19 protein-coding genes are annotated in these 18,898 nt (G+C 70.6%); 11 read left to right on the top strand and 8 right to left on the bottom strand.

Features of this window, described 5'->3' with window-relative positions:
- The first annotated feature begins 429 nt into the window (after window positions 1-429).
- Window positions 430-1,050 carry a superoxide dismutase gene (locus TR42_RS00095; protein ID WP_042211909.1) on the top strand — a complete coding sequence of 207 codons (621 nt, stop codon included), beginning with the start codon at window positions 430-432 and terminating at the stop codon, window positions 1,048-1,050.
- 104 nt (window positions 1,051-1,154) lie between these two features.
- On the top strand, window positions 1,155-1,865 hold the full coding sequence (locus TR42_RS00090; RefSeq protein ID WP_052405457.1) for a potassium channel family protein: 711 nt from the start codon (window positions 1,155-1,157) through the stop codon (window positions 1,863-1,865).
- Window positions 1,866-1,878: 13 nt separating this feature from the next.
- Here TR42_RS00090 and TR42_RS00085 read toward each other — a convergent pair whose 3' ends face one another.
- The 4 genes from TR42_RS00085 to ctaC all read right to left on the bottom strand — a co-directional run bounded on the left by TR42_RS00085 (window position 1,879) and on the right by ctaC (window position 7,357).
- Window positions 1,879-4,227 carry an ATP-binding cassette domain-containing protein gene (locus TR42_RS00085; RefSeq protein ID WP_042211907.1) on the bottom strand — a complete coding sequence of 783 codons (2,349 nt, stop codon included), beginning with the start codon at window positions 4,225-4,227 and terminating at the stop codon, window positions 1,879-1,881.
- A gap of 125 nt (window positions 4,228-4,352) precedes the next feature.
- On the bottom strand, window positions 4,353-4,754 hold the full coding sequence (locus TR42_RS00080; protein WP_042211905.1) for a cytochrome c oxidase subunit 4: 402 nt from the start codon (window positions 4,752-4,754) through the stop codon (window positions 4,353-4,355).
- Between the two features lie 12 nt (window positions 4,755-4,766).
- A complete protein-coding gene (gene ctaD, locus TR42_RS00075; protein ID WP_081953078.1) occupies window positions 4,767-6,482 on the bottom strand; it encodes an aa3-type cytochrome oxidase subunit I in 1,716 nt (571 codons plus the stop codon).
- A complete protein-coding gene (ctaC, locus tag TR42_RS00070; RefSeq protein WP_169742199.1) occupies window positions 6,482-7,357 on the bottom strand; it encodes an aa3-type cytochrome oxidase subunit II in 876 nt (291 codons plus the stop codon). Before ctaC ends, ctaD begins: the two co-directional genes overlap by 1 nt.
- A 32-nt stretch (window positions 7,358-7,389) precedes the next feature.
- Here ctaC and TR42_RS00065 point away from each other — a divergent pair, with 32 nt between their 5' ends.
- Window positions 7,390-8,520 (top strand): cysteine desulfurase family protein, encoded by a 1,131-nt coding sequence (locus tag TR42_RS00065; RefSeq protein ID WP_042211904.1) that lies wholly within the window; start codon window positions 7,390-7,392, stop codon window positions 8,518-8,520.
- Window position 8,521: 1 nt separating this feature from the next.
- Complete coding sequence (locus TR42_RS00060; RefSeq protein WP_042211902.1) at window positions 8,522-8,779, top strand: sulfurtransferase TusA family protein; 258 nt, start codon at window positions 8,522-8,524, stop codon at window positions 8,777-8,779.
- 6 nt (window positions 8,780-8,785) lie between these two features.
- On the opposite strand, the gene erpA is transcribed toward TR42_RS00060, so the two are convergent.
- Window positions 8,786-9,139, bottom strand: coding sequence for an iron-sulfur cluster insertion protein ErpA (gene erpA / locus TR42_RS00055; protein WP_042211900.1), 354 nt, complete (start codon window positions 9,137-9,139; stop codon window positions 8,786-8,788).
- 86 nt (window positions 9,140-9,225) lie between these two features.
- A complete protein-coding gene (locus TR42_RS00050) occupies window positions 9,226-10,206 on the bottom strand; it encodes a glycerate kinase (protein ID WP_042211898.1) in 981 nt (326 codons plus the stop codon).
- Window positions 10,207-10,246: 40 nt separating this feature from the next.
- Here TR42_RS00050 and nadA point away from each other — a divergent pair, with 40 nt between their 5' ends.
- The 4 genes from nadA to TR42_RS00030 all read left to right on the top strand — a co-directional run bounded on the left by nadA (window position 10,247) and on the right by TR42_RS00030 (window position 13,940).
- Complete coding sequence (nadA, locus tag TR42_RS00045; RefSeq protein WP_042211896.1) at window positions 10,247-11,449, top strand: quinolinate synthase NadA; 1,203 nt, start codon at window positions 10,247-10,249, stop codon at window positions 11,447-11,449.
- A gap of 10 nt (window positions 11,450-11,459) precedes the next feature.
- The gene (locus TR42_RS00040; protein ID WP_042211895.1) at window positions 11,460-12,017 is read left to right on the top strand and encodes a DUF3043 domain-containing protein; all 558 of its coding nucleotides are present in this window, start codon (window positions 11,460-11,462) and stop codon (window positions 12,015-12,017) included.
- Window positions 12,018-12,116: 99 nt separating this feature from the next.
- Entirely contained in the window at window positions 12,117-13,121 is a 1,005-nt protein-coding gene (locus TR42_RS00035; RefSeq protein ID WP_042211893.1) for an aldo/keto reductase family protein, read from the top strand.
- 147 nt (window positions 13,122-13,268) lie between these two features.
- Window positions 13,269-13,940 (top strand): phosphoribosyltransferase, encoded by a 672-nt coding sequence (locus tag TR42_RS00030; RefSeq protein ID WP_052405456.1) that lies wholly within the window; start codon window positions 13,269-13,271, stop codon window positions 13,938-13,940.
- A 4-nt stretch (window positions 13,941-13,944) separates the two neighbouring features.
- Here TR42_RS00030 and TR42_RS00025 read toward each other — a convergent pair whose 3' ends face one another.
- Entirely contained in the window at window positions 13,945-14,964 is a 1,020-nt protein-coding gene (locus TR42_RS00025) for a quinone-dependent dihydroorotate dehydrogenase (RefSeq protein WP_042211892.1), read from the bottom strand.
- Window positions 14,965-14,996: 32 nt separating this feature from the next.
- Between TR42_RS00025 and TR42_RS00020 the strand changes: the two genes are divergently transcribed.
- Window positions 14,997-16,439, top strand: coding sequence for a leucyl aminopeptidase (locus TR42_RS00020; RefSeq protein ID WP_042211890.1), 1,443 nt, complete (start codon window positions 14,997-14,999; stop codon window positions 16,437-16,439).
- Between the two features lie 172 nt (window positions 16,440-16,611).
- Here TR42_RS00020 and TR42_RS00015 read toward each other — a convergent pair whose 3' ends face one another.
- A complete protein-coding gene (locus TR42_RS00015) occupies window positions 16,612-16,947 on the bottom strand; it encodes a hypothetical protein (protein WP_042211889.1) in 336 nt (111 codons plus the stop codon).
- Window positions 16,948-17,061: 114 nt separating this feature from the next.
- Between TR42_RS00015 and lpdA the strand changes: the two genes are divergently transcribed.
- On the top strand, window positions 17,062-18,447 hold the full coding sequence (gene lpdA, locus TR42_RS00010) for a dihydrolipoyl dehydrogenase (RefSeq protein ID WP_425305725.1): 1,386 nt from the start codon (window positions 17,062-17,064) through the stop codon (window positions 18,445-18,447).
- A 27-nt stretch (window positions 18,448-18,474) separates the two neighbouring features.
- The coding region (locus tag TR42_RS00005; protein ID WP_042211885.1) for a biotin/lipoyl-containing protein at window positions 18,475-18,898 on the top strand (424 nt) is incomplete at its 3' end.

The raw sequence follows: 18,898 nt of genomic DNA, 5'->3' as shown, positions 1-18,898 counted from the left end.
CGGCATCGGCCGGGCGCCCCTGCGGCGTCTCCAGGGGACGATGCCCGGGCGGCACCCCGCCCCCGGCGCCGAGCCCCGCCCGCTCCCGACCCGGTGTCGCGCCCCGCCTCCCTGGAATGGGGCGCTCACCGTCGCTTTGCGGCGGTCTAGGCCTCCCATGGGGCATCGACGGTCGCACCCATCCCAGACCGACCACCGATGCCCCATGGCGGACACCGCACGGCGGGAAGCGACCGTGGACGCCCCATTCCGCGAACGAGCGCGGGCGGCAGGCGCGGGCGGGGCCCGCCCGGAATTCCCTGGCACGGCCGCCGGTTGGAGTGGGTGTCCCACTCGCTCCGCACCCGGCCCTGTCGCTAGAGTCGGAGCGTTCCCGGAAACCCGGTCGCGACGCCCCCACGCGGGCCGCGGCCCGACAATGGAGGAAGAATGGCCGACTACACGCTGCCGGACCTCAGCTACGACTACGGCGCTCTCGACCCGCACATCGCGGGCGAGATCATGGAGCTCCACCACAGCAAGCACCACGCCGCCTACGTCGCCGGCGCGAACACCGCGCTCGAGAAGATGGCGGGAGCGCGCGAGTCGGGCGACTTCGGCGCCATCGCCGGCCTCGAGAAGGCCCTCGCGTTCAACCTGGGCGGTCACACCAACCATTCGGTGTTCTGGACCAACATGTCCCCCGACGGCGGCGACAAGCCCGAGGGCGAGCTCGCCGCGGCGATCGACGAGCACTTCGGCTCGTTCGACGGCTTCCGCGCGCACTTCACCAACAACGCCATGACGATCATGGGCTCCGGCTGGTCGATCCTCGCGTGGGACACCATCGGCAAGAAGCTCATCATCGTCCAGCTCTACGACCAGCAGGGCAACGTGCCGGTCGGCATCGTCCCGCTGCTCATGCTCGACATGTGGGAGCACGCGTTCTACCTGCAGTACAAGAACGTCAAGGCGGACTACGTCAACGCCTGGTGGAACGTCGTGGACTGGGCCAACGTCCAGCAGCGCTTCATCACGGCGACGGCCACGCAGGGCCTCATCGTCGCGTAGGCGTCTCGTCACGTCCGAAGGGCGGTCTCCCCTGGGGAGGCCGCCCTTCGCGCGTCCGAGGCCCGTTCATGCCCCGGCAGCAGGCCTGACGCTACGGTGGGAGCATGTTGACCGCCGGCGCGCACCACGAGGAGACCGCTGAGGACGAGGCCGCGCACCGCCCCATGATGTGGCTGCTGCTCGTCACGCTGGTCGTCCTCCAGTTCGGCTACCCGGTGACGTACGAAGGCACCGGCTGGACCCTCGCGTACCTCCTCACGTACGTCGGGATCGTGGTGTTCAGCGTGCGCCGCGCGAACACCGACCGACGCCGGTACTGGCCCCTGCTGGTCGCGTCCGCGGGCCTCGTGGTCGGCACCACGTGGTACGCCTTCCAGCAGCAGGACGACACGGCCGAGGCCGCGATGCTCGCCAGCATGGGCGTGCTCCAGCTCGCGCTCGTGGTGACCCTCGCACGCTCGCTCGTCAGCCCGCCCCGCGGCGCCCGCACCATCGACCTGCTGCTCGTCGCCGTCTGCACCTATCTGCTGCTCGGCGGGGTCTTCGGGGTGGTGTCGGGACTCATGGAGCTCGGCTCGCCCGGGAGCTTCGCGGATCCCAACGCCGGCGCGCTCACGTGGCAGGGGCTGCTGTACGGCAGCTACGTCACGCTCGCGACGCTCGGCTTCGGGGACATCGTGCCGGTGTCCCCGTGGGCGCGATCGCTGTGGTCGTTCGAGGCGGTGCTCGGCACGCTCTTCGTCGCAGTCGTGATCGCCCGCCTGGTGGGGGTGGCAGGCTTCGCACCTCGCGACACGCGCGACGACGGCGCCTGACCGAGCGCCGGCCCTAGCCCCCGACGTAGTCGGCGAGGTGCTCGCCGGTGAGCGTCGCCCGCGACGCGACCAGCTCCGCCGGGGTTCCCTCGAAGACGATGCGCCCGCCGTCGTGACCGGCCCCCGGACCGAGGTCGATGATCCAGTCCGCGTGCGCCATGACCGCCTGGTGGTGCTCGATCACGATGACCGACTTGCCGGAGTCCACCAGCCGGTCGAGCAGCCCCAGGAGATGCGCGACGTCGGCGAGATGGAGTCCTGTGGTGGGCTCGTCGAGCACGTAGACGCCGCCCTTGTCCGCCATGTGCACCGCGAGCTTGAGACGCTGGCGCTCGCCGCCCGACAGCGTGGTGAGCGGCTGGCCCAGGCTCAGATATCCCAGCCCGACGGCCTCGAGCCGCTCGACGATCGCGTGCGCCGCCGGGGTGCGGGCCTCACCGTCGGCGAAGTAGCCGACGGCCTCGCTCACGGGCATCTCCAGCACCTCGGCGATGTTGCGCCCGCCGAGCGTGTACTGCAGCACCTCAGCCTGATAGCGGCGCCCCTCGCACTCCTCGCACGTCGACGAGACCGTGGCCATCGGCCCCAGCTCGGTGAAGATCACCCCGGCGCCGTTGCAGACCGGGCACGCGCCCTCGGAGTTCGCGCTGAAGAGCGCAGGCTTGACGCCGTTGGCCTTGGCGAAGGTTTTGCGCACCGGCTCGAGCAGCCCCGTGTACGTGGCCGGGTTCGAGCGCCGTGAGCCCTTGATCGCCGTCTGGTCGACGTAGACGACGTCCTCGCCCGGTGGGATCGAGTCGCGGATGAGCGAGCTCTTGCCCGAGCCGGCGACCCCGGTCACCACGCAGAGCACGCCGAGCGGGATGTCGACGTCGACGTCCTTGAGGTTGTGGGACGAGGCGCCGCGCACCTCGATCGCGCCGCTCGGGGTCCGCACGGCCTCCTTGAGGCGCGCGCGGTCGTCGAGGTGTCGTCCGGTGAGGGTGTCGCTGGCGCGGAGCCCCTCGACCGTCCCCTCGAAGCACACCGAGCCGCCTCCGGACCCGGCGCCCGGACCGAGGTCCACCACGTGGTCCGCGATGGCGATCGCCTCGGGCTTGTGCTCGACCACGAGCACGGTGTTGCCCTTGTCGCGCAGACGCACCAGGAGCTCGTTCATGCGGCGGATGTCGTGGGGGTGGAGGCCCACGGTGGGCTCGTCGAATACGTACGTGACGTCGGTGAGCGACGAGCCGAGGTGGCGGATCATCTTGACGCGCTGCGCCTCTCCCCCGCTCAGCGTGCCCGACGGGCGGTCGAGCGAGAGGTAGCCGAGCCCGATCTCCACGAAGCCGGCGCACAGGTCCGCGAGCGAACGCAGCAGCGGCGCCACGGTCGGCTCCGCGAGGCCGCTCACCCACGCCGCGAGGTCGGTGATCTGCATCGCGCACGCGTCGGCGATGCTCACGCCGCCGATGCGCGACTCCCTCGCACCCTCCGCGAGCCGCGTGCCCGCGCACTCGGGACACGTCTGGAACGTCACAGCCCGCTCGACGAAGGCCCGGATGTGCGGCTGCATCGAGTCGACGTCCTTGGACAGCATCGACTTCTGGATCTTGGGGACCAGCCCCTCGTACGTGAGGTTGATCCCCTCGGCCTTGACCTTGCGCGGCTTCGCGTAGAGGAAGTCCTCCCGCTGCTTGGCCGTGAAGTCCTTGACCGGAACGTCGCCGGGCACCACGTTCGCGATGAGGCGCACGGCCCAGCCGTCGGCGGTGTAGCCGGGCACCGTGATCGCGCCCTCCTTGAGCGCCAGCGACTCGTCGACCAGCTGCGCGAGGTCGATGTCGGAGACGCTGCCCATCCCCTCGCACCGCGGGCACATCCCTCCCAGCTGCGAGAAGGTGCGCACCTCCTTCTTCGCCCCGCCGACGGAGATCGCGCCCTGCCCGGACACCGACGGCACGTTGAACGAGTACGCCTGGGGCGAGCCGAGGTGCGGGTCACCGAGCCTGCTGAAGAGGATCCGCAGCAGCGCGTTGGCGTCCGTCACCGTGCCGACGGTCGACCGCGCGTTCGCCCCCATCCGCTCCTGGTCGACGATGATCGCGGTGGTGAGGCCCTCGAGCCGGTCCACGTCGGGACGCGCGAGCGTGGGCATGAAGCCCTGGACGAAGGCGCTGTAGGTCTCGTTGATCATGCGCTGCGACTCGGCGGCGACGGTGTCGAAGACGAGCGAGCTCTTGCCGGAGCCCGACACTCCCGTGAACACCGTGATGCGCCGCTTGGGGAGCGTGAGCGTGACGTCCTTGAGGTTGTTCTCGCGCGCGCCCTCGACCCGGATGAGGTCGTGGGCGTCGGCGGCGTGCACGGGCTGGGTCATGGGGGCTCCCGACGGTGGGGACGATGCGTCGGTGACCATTGTGCCGCCCGCCGCCGACAACGGGCGGGAGCAGCGAAGCGGCCCGCCCCCACCTGGGGACGGGCCGCTTCAGAACGGTTGCAGCGTCAGTGCGCGTGCTGTCCGTGCGAGAACTCCATGACCCAGCCGACCAGGCCGATCACGCCGACCACGGCCGCGGGGACCATGATCCACCAGCCGACGGCGAGCGCGACGAACGCGAGAGCAGCGCCGAGCCCGGCGACCAGCGGCCACCAGCTCCACGGGGCGAAGGTGCCCTGCAGGCCCGCGTCCTCCGAGATCTCGGCGTCCTCGCGGTCCTCGGCGCGCTGGCCGTGGCGCTTCTCCAGCATCTTGAAGTACACCGCGACCATGGCGAACATGCCGCCGGTCAGCAGGATCGCGGTGAACCCGACCCACTCCGACCAGTGCGTGAAGATCCCGTAGGCCGTGCCGGCGATGAAGAAGAACACGCCGGGGACGATGAAGATGTTGGCTTCAGTACGCATCGTGCATTCTCCTTACGCGACCGGCGCGTGGTCGGTGGCGTCACGCTCGGCCTGGTAGTGGTCGCGCGCGGCCGCACCGGGGTGGTGCAGGTCGAACGCGGGCCGCTCCGAGCGGATGCGCGGGATGGACGTGAAGTTGTGGCGCGGCGGCGGGCACGAGGTGACCCACTCGAGCGAGTTGCCGAAGCCCCACGGGTCGTCCACGGTGACCTGCGGCGCCTTCTTCGACGTCACGTACACGTTCCACAGGAACGGCAGGGTCGACAGCGCGAGCACCACGGCGCCGATGGTCGACAGCTGGTTCATCCAGGTGAAGCCGTCCTCGGGCATGTAGTCGACGTAGCGTCGCGCCATGCCGTGGGCACCCAGCCAGTGCTGGACCAGGAACGTCGTGTGGAAGCCCACGAAGAGCAGCCAGAAGTGGATCTTGCCCAGGCGCTCGTCGAGCATCTTGCCGGTGAACTTGGGCCACCAGAAGTAGAAGCCGGCGAACATCGCGAACACCACGGTGCCGAAGACGACGTAGTGGAAGTGCGCGACCACGAAGTACGAGTCCGACAGCGGGAAGTCCAGCACCGAGGAGCTGAGGATGATGCCCGTGAGGCCGCCGAAGAGGAAGGTCACGAGGAAGCCGATCGACCACAGCATCGGCGTCTCGAAGGTGATCTTCCCTCGCCACATCGTGCCGATCCAGTTGAAGAACTTCACGCCGGTCGGGACCGCGATGAGCATCGTCATGAACGAGAAGAACGGCAGCAGCACCGCGCCCGTGACGTACATGTGGTGCGCCCAGACGGTCACGGACAGCGCCGCGATCGCGATGGTCGCGTACACGAGGCCGTGGTAGCCGAACAGGGGTTTACGCGAGAAGACCGGGAAGATCTCGGAGACGATGCCGAAGAACGGCAGCGCGATGATGTACACCTCGGGATGGCCGAAGAACCAGAACAGGTGCTGCCACAGGATGGCGCCGCCGTTGTCCGGGTTGAAGACCTGCGAGTGGAGCACGCGGTCCGAGCCGAGCGCGAACAGCGCCGAGGCGAGCGGCGGGAAGGCCAGCAGCACGAGCATCGACGTCACCAGGATGTTCCAGGTGAAGATCGGCATGCGGAACATCGTCATGCCCGGCGCGCGCATCGTCACGATGGTCGTGATGAAGTTGACCGAGCCGAGGATGGTGCCGAAGCCGCCGAGCGCGAGGCCGAAGACCCACAGGTCGCCGCCGACTCCGGGCGAGTAGATCGAGTTCGACAGCGGCGCGTACGCGAACCAGCCGAACGAGGCCGCGCCCTGCGGCGTGAAGAAGCCGGCCATCGCGATGACGCCGCCGAAGAGGTACAGCCAGTACGCCAGCATGTTGAGGCGCGGGAAGGCGACGTCGGGCGCGCCGATCTGCAGCGGCATGATGAAGTTCGCGAAGCCCGCGAACAGCGGGGTGGCGAACAGCAGCAGCATGATCGTGCCGTGCATCGTGAACAGCTGGTTGTACTGCTCGGCCGACTGCACCACCTGCATGCCGGGCTCGAAGAGCTCGGCGCGGATGAGCAGCGCGAGCAGACCGCCCACGATGAAGAAGAAGAACGACGTGATCAGGTACATGTACCCGATGGTCTTGTGGTCGGTGGAGGTGATCCACTTGATGACCAGCGAGCCGCGACGCGTGTGCGTGGACGGCAGGACGGCGGTGCGCGGAGCGTCGCCGCTCTCGTACGGAAGTGTCGTGGCCATCAGGACTCGGCCTCCTCGTGGTCCTCGGTGAGCTGGACCACCTGGTCGCGGCTGTACTCGTCGACGCCGATCTGGCCGTCGTAGCCCGCGGCGCGGAGCTCCTCCATGTGGGCGTCGTACTCCTCTCGCGACACGACGGCCACGTTGAAGAGCATGGACGCGTGGTACTCGCCGCAGAGCTCGGCGCACTTGCCCTGGTACAGGCCCTCCTCGGTCGGGATGACCTGGAAGGTGTTGGTGCGGCCGGGGACCGCGTCGATCTTGTACAGGAACGCCGGGATCCAGAACGAGTGGATGACGTCGCGCGAGTCGATGGTGAACTCGACGCGCTCGTCGACGGGCAGGTACAGCGTCGGGAGCGTCTCCTCGACGCCCTCCTCGCCGGTGAGCGTCGCCTGGACGCCCGGGTCGTAGACGTCGTCGTCGATGTAGTTGAAGTCCCAGCTCCACTGCTTGCCGACCACGTTGATCTGGACGTCCGGGGTCTCGGACGTGTCCGTGATCGCGGCGATGTCCTCGGCCGTGTACTTGAAGAGCACGCCGATCATCAGCAGCGGGACGATGGTGTACATCAGCTCGAGCGGAACGTTCGCACGCGTCTGCACGGGGAGCTTGTTGTCCCCCTTGCGCTTGCGGTACACCGCCACGCACCAGAGGATCAGGCCCCATGTGATCACGCCGACGACGAGCGCGGCGATCCATGAGCCGTTCCAGAGCGTGATGATCCGCCCGGTCTGGTTGGTGATGTCAGGGGAACTGGGAAGGGCGCCGTTCTCGATGCCGTTGGCGCATCCTGCCAGGAGGGACGTCAGTCCCAGGACAGCGATGCCTGCCAGGGCTTTTCCGGGCACGCGGGGACGTGAAAGCAGGGACACACGGGCAGTGTAGCGCGCTGTACGGTGATGCCATGCAGGCCGCACGCATGTTCCTGGACGCCTCGGGGTCCGCACCTATGACGAACAGGACGCTCGAGGCGTTCCACGCCGGGCTGGCCGACGGGTGGGCCGATCCGTCCCGTCTGCACACCGAGTCGCGTCGTGCCAGGCAGCTCGTCGATGCGGCCCGCGAGGCCTTCGCCGACGTGCTCGGCACGCGCCCCGAGCACACCCACCTCAGCCACTCCCCTCACACCGGTCTCGAGCGCATCATCGCGGGCATCTTCGCGGCGCGCCGCGGACGCGACCGCATCGTCGGCACCGCGATCGAGCGCGACGCGACCCTGCTCGCCGCCCACCACCTCGCGGGCGGCAACGTCACCACCGTGCCGGTCGACACCCTGGGGCACGTCGACCTCGACGCGCTGGCCGCGGAGCTCGCGGTCCCCGACGTCGCGCTCGCCGCGGTCCAGCACGGCAACCACGAGATCGGGACGCTCCAACGTCTCGATCAGGTCGCGGAGGTCACCCGGAGCGCGAACGTCCCCCTCGTGGTCGACGCGACCGCGAGCATCGGCCACGGCGCAAGCCCCGAGCACTGGGACGCGCTGGTGGCGAACCCCGCCGACTGGGGCGGCCCGTCGGGCCTCGGGATCGTCGCGTTGCAGCCGCGCACCCGGTGGCTCCCCTCGTGGCCCGAGGGCGACGACTGGGCGCCCGGCGGCGTGTTCGTCCCATCGGTCCTCGCCGCGGCCGTCGCGCTGCAGGAGCGCACGGAGCAGCTCGAGTCCACCACCGAGCGCCTCCGCGGCCTGGTCGCGCGGGTCCGCGCCACCGCCGCGACGTGGCCGGGCGTCGACGTGGTCGGCGACCCCGACGAGCGTCTCCCCCACATCGTCACGTTCTCGTGCCTCTACGTCGACGGCGAGTCGCTGCTGAGCCGCCTCGACCGCGAGGGCATCGCCGTCGGTTCGGGCTCGGCCTGCACCACGAGCACCCTCGAGCCGAGCCGCGTCCTCGCGTCGGTCGGGGCGCTCAGCCACGGCAACGTGCGCCTGGGCCTCCACCCGGGCGTCACCGAGGAGCAGATCTCCCGCCTGCTCGCGCTCATGCCCCGCGTCATCGCGGACCTGCGCGCCGAGGCCGGCGCCCCGGAGCTGTGACGTGAGCGCGGATCAGGCGGCCGCCGCCGACGCTTCGGACGTCACCGTCGACGCGACCGGGCTGCTGTGCCCGTTGCCGATCATCGAGCTGGCGAAGGCGGCGAAGGGTCTGCCGGCCGGCACCGCGATCACGGTGCTGTGCACCGACCTCGCCGCACGCATCGACGTGCCCGCGTGGGCGCGCATGACCGGCCACGAGTTCGTCGGGGAAAGCAGAACGGACGGCGAGGGCGTGGCCCTCACCGTCCGTCTGCGCTGAATCAGATCAGCTGAAGGAGTCTCCGCACGCGCAGGAGCTCGAGGCGTTCGGGTTGTCGATGGTGAAACCCTGCTTCTCGATGGTGTCCGCGAAGTCGATCGTCGCACCGTCGAGGTACGGGACCGACATCTTGTCGACAACGACCTCCACGCCGTCGAAGTCGCGAACCGCGTCCCCGTCCAGCGTGCGCTCGTCGAAGTAGAGCTGGTAGATGAGACCCGAGCAACCGCCGGGCTGCACCGCGAGGCGCAGTCGAAGGTCGTCGCGGCCCTCCTGCTCGAGCAGGCTCCTGACCTTCGCCGCCGCAGCATCGGTGATGACGACGCCGTGGGACTTGGTCTCGGTCGCAAGATCAGCCATGTGCGCCTCCTCTCTCTCGGTGTTCTCTCAAGCGTACGCCCGTCCGGATGTATTCCGAACCCCCGCGCGCAGATGTCGTGGACATGTCACCGTCCGGGCGTCCAGGTCTGGGCCACGCGACGGATCTGGTCGGCGAGCCCGGCCTCCCCCGGCGCGCCCTCGTGCGCGGACGCGATGCCCGCCGCCATGAGGTCGCGCTTCCCCACGCCCAGGTCGGCCGTCACCACGACGCACGGGACCCCCCGACGTGCGGCGAGGGACGATGCGGCGGCGGCCACGCCGTGGTCGAGATCGGCGGCGCGCAGCCGCGCGGTCACGGCGACGACGACGTCGGCGGTCGCGGCCTCCTCCTCGAGACCGGCGAGCGCGGCGAGCGCGGACGATGCGGGGACCAGCCGGGCGCCCAGCGCGGCCAGCGCGTACGCGAGACCCCCGGCCGCGCCCGTGCCCGGCTCGTCGGACAGACGCGCCGGTCCGAGCAGCGTGCGACGCGATGCGAGCGGGTCCGCCTCACGCGCGATCGCGGTCCACCGCTCCTCCTGAGCCTGGGCCGCGGCGGCGAGCGCCGCATCGTGCTCCCGGCCGTCGCGCACGGCCGCGCTCATGCCGGAGAAGCCCAGGAGCGGGCGGTCGGAGCCGACGAGCGCCACGATGTCGAGCGTGGCGACGCCGGCGCGGGCCGCCTCGAGGCCGCCTCCCCAGAGGTCGACCGCGTCCCCGGCCGGAGGCTCGTCGCCGAGCGGCACCACCACTGTCGCGCCCTCCCCCGCCGCCGCCAGGCCGAGCAGCGCGGAGCCGAGGGCCGCGGGCTCCCAGCGGGCACCGGTCGCGGGCGCGAGCACCACGGTCGTGCCGACGCGACGCGCGATCGCACCGCCCACCGGGGCCTCGTCTCCGGACAGCGCGTCGGCGCTCCGCGGCGCGCCCGAGGGTGCCGCGACGACCGCGAGGTCGACGTGCGGCGAGGTGGCCTCCCAGGCATCTCGGACGAGTCGGGCGGTGTCCGCGGGAGCGAGGCTCCCGGCGTCCTGAAGGGGCCAGCTCTGGGCGGCGATGACGGCTCGCATGGCCTCAAGTGTGCCCTGCTCGCCATGCGACAATGGCCAGATGACCCAGACCTTCTCTGAGCCCTCGCCGTCTGCGCTGATGCTCCTGGGCGAGCGTCGCGACCCGCTGTCGGAGCGCGGCGTCGACTGCCCTGGCACCCTGCCCTCGCCGTCGGATCCCGGCCTGGTCGAGCGTGCCCGCGCCGCGAAGGAGGCCCTCGGCGACCGCGTGTTCATCCTGGGCCACCACTATCAGCGCGACGAGGTGATCCAGTTCGCCGATGTCACCGGCGACTCGTTCAAGCTCGCGCGCGACGCGGCCGCGCGCCCCGCCGCCGAGTTCATCGTGTTCTGCGGCGTCCACTTCATGGCGGAGTCCGCGGACATCCTCACCTCCGACGACCAGCAGGTGATCCTCCCGGACATGGCCGCCGGCTGCTCGATGGCGGACATGGCGAACATCAACCAGGTCGACGACGCGTGGGCGCAGCTCGAGGAGGCCGGCATCGCCTCCCGCACCGTCCCCGTGACCTACATGAACTCGACCGCCGCCATCAAGGCGTTCTGCGGCGAGCACGGCGGCGTGGTCTGCACGTCCTCCAACGCCGAGGTCGCGCTCCACTGGGCCTTCGACCAGGTCGGCGGCGTCGAGGGCGACGGCAAGGTGCTGTTCCTGCCCGACCAGCACCTGGGCCGCAACACCGCGGTGCTCCAGCTGGGCCTCTCGCTCGACGACTGCATCGTCTGGGACCCCCGCAAGCCCCTCGGCGGCAACACCCCCGAGGCGGTCGAGGCGGCGCGCATGATCCTCTGGAAGGGTCACTGCTCGGTGCACGGCCGCTTCCGCAAGGCGCACATCGACCGCTTCCGCGAGCAGATCCCCGGCATCAACGTCCTGGTGCACCCCGAGTGCGCCAACGACGTCGTCACCGCCGCGGACATGGTCGGCTCGACGGAGTACATCATCAAGGCGCTCGACGCCGCCGAGCCCGGCTCGTCGTGGGTGATCGGCACCGAGCTCAACCTGGTCCGCCGCCTCGCGAACGCGCACCCCGACAAGGACGTCCACTTCCTCGAGGACACGGTCTGCTTCTGCTCGACCATGAACCGCATCGACCTCCCGCACCTCGTGTGGGCGCTCGAGTCGCTGGTCGCGGGCGACGTGCCCAACGTCATCGTCGTGGACGACGAGACCCAGCGCCTCGCGAAGATCGCGCTCGACCGTATGCTCGCGCTGCCCGCCAAGAACCCCGCCAAGGACTGATCAGAACAACATGAGCGACAACACCACCCCCGAGACCGACGTCGAGGTCTCCGGCAAGAAGAACAAGCCGACCCCCAAGCGCAAGGACCAGGAGGCCGCGCGTCGGCGTCCCGTCATCGCCGACACCAAGGCCGCGAAGAAGCAGCAGCGCGACCAGCAGCGGGCGGTGCGCGAGAAGGAGTGGCAGGCGATGCGCGAGGGTGACGAGCGCCACATGCCGCTCGAGCACCGCGGTCCCGAGCGCCGATTCCTGCGCGACTACGTCGACGCGCGCACGTCGCCCGGCGAGTTCCTGCTGCCGGCGTCGATCGTCTTCGTGATCCTGTCCCTCCTGGTGAACACCGGCTGGGCGGGGGTCGCGCTCATCGCGCTGTTCTACTTCATGGTGCTCGTGGTCGGCCTCGAGACGTTCCTCATGACGCGCCGCCTCAAGAAGCGCTTCACCGCCAAGTTCGGCGCGCACAAGCTGCCGCGCGGCTGGACGTTCTACGTCATCGCGCGCCACCTCAACATGCGCCGCTTCCGCGCGCCGAAGCCGAAGGTCAAGCGCGGCGAGTACCCCGTCTGACCCGCGCCCGCATCGTCCTCGGAGGCCCCGGACCGTCACGGTCCGGGGCCTTCGTCGTCCCGCGGAACGCGCCCTCGCTGCGGCCCTAGGGTGGAGGGCATGGTCAACTATCGCTACCTCGGAAACTCCGGCCTCAAGATCACCGAGCTCACCTACGGCAACTGGATCACCCATGCGTCGCAGGTCGAGAACGACCAGGCGAAGGCGTGCGTGCGCGCCGCGCTCGACGTCGGCATCTCGTCCTTCGACACGGCGGACGTGTACGCCAACACCGGCGCCGAGGTGGTCCTCGGCGAGGCGCTCAAGGGCGAGCGGCGCGAGAGCCTGGAGATCTTCACCAAGGTCTTCTGGACCACCGGCCCCGGCGGCGCCAACGACATGGGGCTGTCGCGCAAGCACATCATGGAGTCGATCAACGGCTCCCTCACTCGCCTCCAGACCGACTACGTGGACCTCTACCAGGCGCACCGCTACGACTACGACACTCCGCTCGAGGAGACGATGAGCGCGTTCGCGGACATCGTGCACGCGGGCAAGGCGCATTACATCGGCGTGAGCGAGTGGACCGCGGACCAGATCCGCGCGGGCGCCGCCCTCGCGAAGGAGCTGCGCATCCCGTTCGTGTCCTCGCAGCCGCAGTACTCGATGCTGTGGCGCATCATCGAGGAGGAGGTCGTGCCCGCGTCGAAGGAGGTGGGCGTGGGCCAGATCGTGTGGTCGCCGGTCGCGCAGGGCATCCTCACGGGCAAGTACAAGCCTGGCCAGCCTGCGCCCGCCGGATCTCGCGCGACGTCCGACGCCGGCTCTCGCTTCATCGAGCGGTTCATGAAGGACGACATCCTCACGCGCGTCCAGAACCTCCAGCCCATCGCCGACGAGCTGGGCCTCACGATGGCGCAGCTCGCGATCGCGTGGGTGCTGCAGAACGACAACGTCTCGGCCGCGATCATCGGCGCCTCGCGCCCCGAGCAGATCGTCGACAACGCCAAGGCCTCGGGCGTGGTCATCCCGGCCGACCTCATGACCCGGATCGACGAGGCGCTCGGCGACATCGTCGAGCGCGATCCCTCCCGCACCGTCGAGGCCGGGCCGCTCTCGCGCTGACCCCTCCGCACGACGAAGGCCCCGGGATGATCCCGGGGCCTTCGCTGCATCAAAGGAGAAAACAATGCTTGTACGCCTGGCAGGTGCGTACAGGGGGTGAACGCACGATGCCGGGCGCGTGTTCCCGGGCGGGCGCACACTGGAGGCGTGGACGTCCTACGGAACCGGGACGATGCGGGTGCGCGCCTCACATGGCTGCTCTCGCCGCTCGTCAACCCGGGCGCTCCCCGCACGTCGGTGGTGCTCGGGCTGCCGCGCGGCGGCGTGCCCATCGGTGCCGCGATCGCGCGCGGGCTCGGTCTTCCCCTCGACGTGTGCGTGGTGCGCAAGCTCGGTGCGCCGGGCAACCCCGAGTACGGCTTCGGCGCGATCGGCGAGGGCGGGGTCAAGGTGCTCGACGAGGACGCGATGCGCATCCTCGGCATCACCGAGGAGGACGTCACGCGGATCGAGGAGCGCGAGCGCGCCACCCTCGATGCGGCGGTCGCCCGTTACCGCGAGGTACGCGAGCGGGTCCCGCTCGCCGGACGCACCGCGATCGTGGTCGACGACGGGATCGCGACCGGGGGCACGGCTCGGGCCGCGGCCCGGGTCGCGCGGGCGGGCGGCGCGTCACGGGTCATCGTCGCGGTCGGTGTCGCCGCGCCCGACGCGCTCCACGCGCTCATGAAGGACGGCTCGGCTGATCTCGCTCTCGCCGCGCTCATCCCCAACCGCCTCCAGGCCGTGGGCCAGTGGTACCTCGACTTCTCGCAGACGCCCGACAGCGAGGTGCTGCGGCTGCTGAACGAGGCGGGGTCGGCGTCGGCCGCGAGCTGAGCGCTCAGCGGTGCGCGGTGAGCGCGGCGTTGAGGCGCGCCACCCACCAGGGGCCCTGGTAGACGAACGCCGTGTAGACCTGCAGCAGGGTCGCCCCCGCCGCGAGGACCGCCCGCGCGTCCGCCTCGGAGGAGATCCCGCCCACGCCGATGATGCAGAGGTCGGGACCGACCCGGCCGCGCAGCCGCGACACGATCTCGAGCGCGCGCGGCAGCAGCACGGGGCCGGACAGGCCCCCGGGACCACGGTCGTGCGCCACGGTCGTGTTGGACGCGACGATGCCGTCGAGGCCGAGCTCGAGCGCGAGGTCAGCGACCGCGTCGACGTCGTCGTCCGCGAGGTCCGGCGCGATCTTCACCAGCAGCGGCACGCGGCGGTCCGTCACGGCCTCGTCGGCGGCGGCACGCGTCGCCTCGAGGATCGGACGCAGCGTCTCGACCGACTGGAGGTCGCGCAGCCCCGGGGTGTTGGGCGACGAGACGTTGACCACCAGGTAGTCGGCGTACCGCGCGAGCAGGCGCGCCGAGTACGCGTAGTCGTCGGCCGCGCCCTCCGGCGGCGTCACCTTGTTCTTGCCCAGGTTGACGCCGAGGACGATGCGCTTGCCGGCCCTGGTCGAGCGCAGCGCCGCGAGGCGCTCCGCCATCGCATCGGCCCCCGCGTTGTTGAAGCCCATCCGGTTGCGCAGGCCGGCGACGTCCTTCTCGCGCCACGACCGCGGCTTCTCGTTGCCCGGCTGACCCTTCGGGGTGACGGTGCCCACCTCGACGAAGCCGAAGCCCGCCGCGGCGAGCCCGGCGACCGCCTCGGCGTCCTTGTCCATGCCCGCGGCGAGGCCCACGGGCGCGGGGAAGGTGAGACCGAGCGTCTTCACGGCGCCCGCGCGATGCGGCGTCGCGACCAGACCGACCCGACGCATGGCACGGAAGGCCCAGGCACCTCGGCCGATGGCGGTCACACCGAGGCGGTGGGCGCGCTCGGCATCTACGTGGGACAGGACGTGGCGATAGAAGGGGACGTACACGGGTCCAAAATACCGGGGCTAGGCTCGTCGGCATGACCTCCATCACCACCACCCAGGATCAGGTCGCGTCCCTCGAGGCCGACGCCATCATCGTCGGCTGGACCGCGGACGACGCCGTCGCAGCGCACCCGCTGCTCTCCGACGAGGCGCGCGAGACCATCGCCGCGGGCGCCTCGCTCCTCGACGCCTCCTCGAAGGCCGGCAAGGTCACCGTCGTGCCGGGAGCCGGCACCGAAGCCCGCCGCGTCGTCGTCGTCGGCATCGGCTCGGGCTCGGACGCGGACCTCCGCACCGCCGCCGGAGAGGCCTCGCGCCAGGTCGGCAAGAAGCCGTCGACCGTCATCGTCGCGCTCCCGATCTCCTCCGACGAGGACGCGATCGCGATCACCCAGGGCGCCGTGCTCGGCGCCTACGCCTTCACCGACTACAAGTCCGCCGAGGACGCCGCCACCGACACCGCATGGGTGATCGCCGGCGCGTCGGACGCCGCGCTCGCGCGCGCCGAGGTCCTCGTCGCCGCCGCCGCAGGCATCCGCGACCTCGTCAACACCCCGCCGCTCGACCTGTTCCCCGGGTCGTTCGCCGAGATCGCCGAGCAGCTCGGCGCGCAGGTCGGCATCGAGGTCGAGACGTGGGACGCCCAGCGCCTCGCCAACGAGGGCTTCGGCGGCATCCTCGCGGTCGGCATGGGCTCGGCCCGCCTGCCGCGCCTCGTGCGCCTGTCCTACAAGCCCGAGGGCGCGTCGCAGACCGTGGCGCTCGTGGGCAAGGGCATCACCTTCGACACCGGCGGCATCTCGCTCAAGCCGTCGAAGTCGATGGAGACCATGAAGTCCGACATGACCGGCGCCGCCACCGTGCTCCACACCGTGGTCGCGGCCGCCCGCGCCGAGCTGCCCATCGCCGTCACCGGCTGGCTCTGCATCGCGGAGAACATGCCCTCGGGCACCGCGCAGCGCCCCTCCGACGTCATCCGCATCTACGGCGGCCAGACCGTCGAGGTGCTCAACACCGACGCCGAGGGCCGCCTGGTCATGGCCGACGGCCTCGTCAAGGCGCGCGAGGAGAACCCCGACGTGCTGCTCGACGTCGCGACCCTCACGGGCGCGCAGGGCGTCGCGCTCGGCACCCGCACCTCGGGCGTCATGGGCACCGCGGAGATCCGCGACGAGATCGTGGCCCGCGCGAACGAGGTCGACGAGGCCATGTGGGCGATGCCCCTGCCCGAGCACCTGCGCGAGTCGATCGACTCGAAGATCGCGGACCTGCAGAACATCGGCGACCCGCAGGGCGGCGGCATGCTGTCGGCCGGCATCTTCCTGCGCGAGTTCGTGGGCGACACCCCGTGGGCGCACCTCGACATCGCGCGCCCGTCGTACAACGAGGGCAAGCCGTGGGCCGAGAACGTCGCCGGCTCGACCGGACACTCGCTCCGCACCCTGTTCCGCTTCCTCGAGGAGCGCGCGCAGGCGTAAGCGCCCTCAAGCGACGACGAAGGCCCGGTCACCGTTCGCGGTGGCCGGGCCTTTCTCGACTCCCAATGACACAGGTGACACGTGTGGCAACTGTGAACGGCGGCAAGCGCGAAGGCCCGCCACACCCGCTCCGCCCTCGTCCCACCTGTCACCTATGTCATTGGGAGTCGTCCTAGCCGTGGCTCTTGCGCTGCTGCTCGTTCCACTCGCGCATGCGCGACGGGTAACCGGAGAGGTTGACGTCGAAGGCCGGGATCGCGAGCTGCTGCGCGAGCTTCCGGGCCGCCGACTCGTCGGGGACGCGGCGACGCGTCCACTCCCCCGTGTCCGCGACGATCACCATCGTGGTCTGCGTCACGCGCGTGGGCGGTTCGATGAACACCTCGCATCCGGTGTGCGACGCGACGAACTGCTTGAGGTGAGCGACGGTCTCCGCCTTCGCGTCCCGACCGGCGCCTTGCGGCGACGATGCGCTCTTCGACCTCGACATCCACGAGAACAGACCCATGGTCCCAGCGTAGTCACCGGGTGTCGGCGTAGCATGCGACGCGCACGGTTCGCGGCTCACCCGCACCGTGGCAAGATGAAGCGGTACCGACATCCCTTACAAGGAGATCCCATAGTGTCCGAGTCCACCCCACGCTCGTTTGATGTCCTCATCCTCGGCGGCGGGTCGGGCGGCTATGCCGCTGCCCTGCGCGCCTCCCAGCTCGGTCTCACCGTGGGCCTGGTCGAGGAGTCGAAGGTCGGCGGAACCTGCCTGCACAACGGCTGCATCCCCACCAAGGCGCTGCTCCACGCCGCCGAGCTCGCCGACAACGCCCGCGAGGGCGAGAAGTACGGCGTCAACTCGCAGCTCCACGGCATCGACATGACCAAGGTGAACTCGTACAAGCAGGGCGTCATCGACCGCCTCTACCGCGGCCTCCAGGGCCTGGTGAAGTCGCGCAAGGTCCACGTCATCGAGGGCCACGGCCGCCTGGTCGGGCCTGACACCATCGAGGTGAACGGCGAGCGCTACACCGGCTCGAACATCATCCTGGGCACCGGCTCGTACGCCCGCTCGCTCCCCGGCCTCGAGATCGGCGGACGTGTCATCACGTCCGACCAGGCGCTCGGCATGGAGTGGGTCCCGCAGCGCGCGATCGTGCTCGGCGGCGGCGTCATCGGCGTCGAGTTCGCGTCCGTCTGGAAGTCCTTCGGCGCCGACGTCACCATCGTCGAGGCGCTCCCCCACCTCGCGCCCAACGAGGACGAGGCGCTCTCCAAGGGCCTCGAGCGCGCGTTCCGCAAGCGCGGCATCAACTTCAAGGTCGGCGTCCGCTTCCAGGGCGTCGAGCAGAACGACAGCGGCGTGAAGGTCACCCTCGAGGACGGCACGGTCCTCGAGGCCGACGTCATGCTGGTCGCCGTGGGCCGTGGCCCCCGGACCGCCGACCTCGGCTACGAGGAGCAGGGCATCCGCGTCGACCGTGGCTTCGTGCTCACCGACGAGCGCCTCCACACCGGCGTCGCGAACATCTACGCGGTCGGCGACATCGTCCCCGGCCTGCAGCTCGCGCACCGCGGCTTCCAGCAGGGCATCTTCGTCGCCGAGGAGATCGCGGGCCTCGCGCCCCAGCCGATCGTCGAGGCGAACATCCCCCGCGTCACCTACTGCGACCCCGAGGTCGCGTCGGTGGGCCTCACCGAGGCGAAGGCCAAGGAGGAGTACGGCGACGACAAGGTCCAGACGCTCGAGTACAACCTGGGCGGCAACGGCAAGAGCCAGATCCTCGGCACCACCGGCTTCATCAAGCTCGTGCGCGTCGAGGACGGCCCCGTGGTCGGCGTCCACATGCTCGGCGCCCGCGTGGGCGAGCAGATCGGCGAGGCGCAGCTCATCGTGAGCTGGGAGGCTCACCCCGAGGACGTCGCCCCGCTCATCCACGCCCACCCCACGCAGAACGAGGCTCTCGGCGAGGCGCACCTCGCGCTCGCCGGCAAGCCGCTGCACGCCCACGACTGATCCGATTCGACTGAGGGAGAACCTTTCATGAGCAACGACGTCACCCTTCCCGCTCTCGGCGAGTCCGTCACCGAGGGCACCGTCACCCGCTGGCTCAAGGCCGTCGGCGACACCGTCGCCGCGGACGAGCCCCTCCTCGAGGTCTCGACCGACAAGGTCGACACCGAGATCCCCTCGCCCTTCGCCGGCGTGCTCCTCGAGATCCTCGTCCCGGAGGACGAGGAGGCCGAGGTCGGCGCGATCCTCGCGCGCATCGGCGAGGCCGGCGAGGCCGGCGAGGCCCCCGCCGCGGCGCCCGCCCCCGAGGCTGCCGCTCCGGCCCCCGAGGCTGCGCCTGAGCCCGCTCCGGCCCCCGAGGCTGCCCCGGCACCTGCCGCCGCCCCCGCGGGCGGCGGTCGCGACGTGACCCTCCCCGCGCTGGGCGAGTCCGTCACCGAGGGCACCGTCACCC

It is taken from the genome of Demequina mangrovi, assembly GCF_000759715.1.
GTDB lineage: Bacteria > Actinomycetota > Actinomycetes > Actinomycetales > Demequinaceae > Demequina > Demequina mangrovi.
Note: the sequence above shows the minus strand (reverse complement) of the source record. Positions and strands in the feature narration are given on the sequence as shown.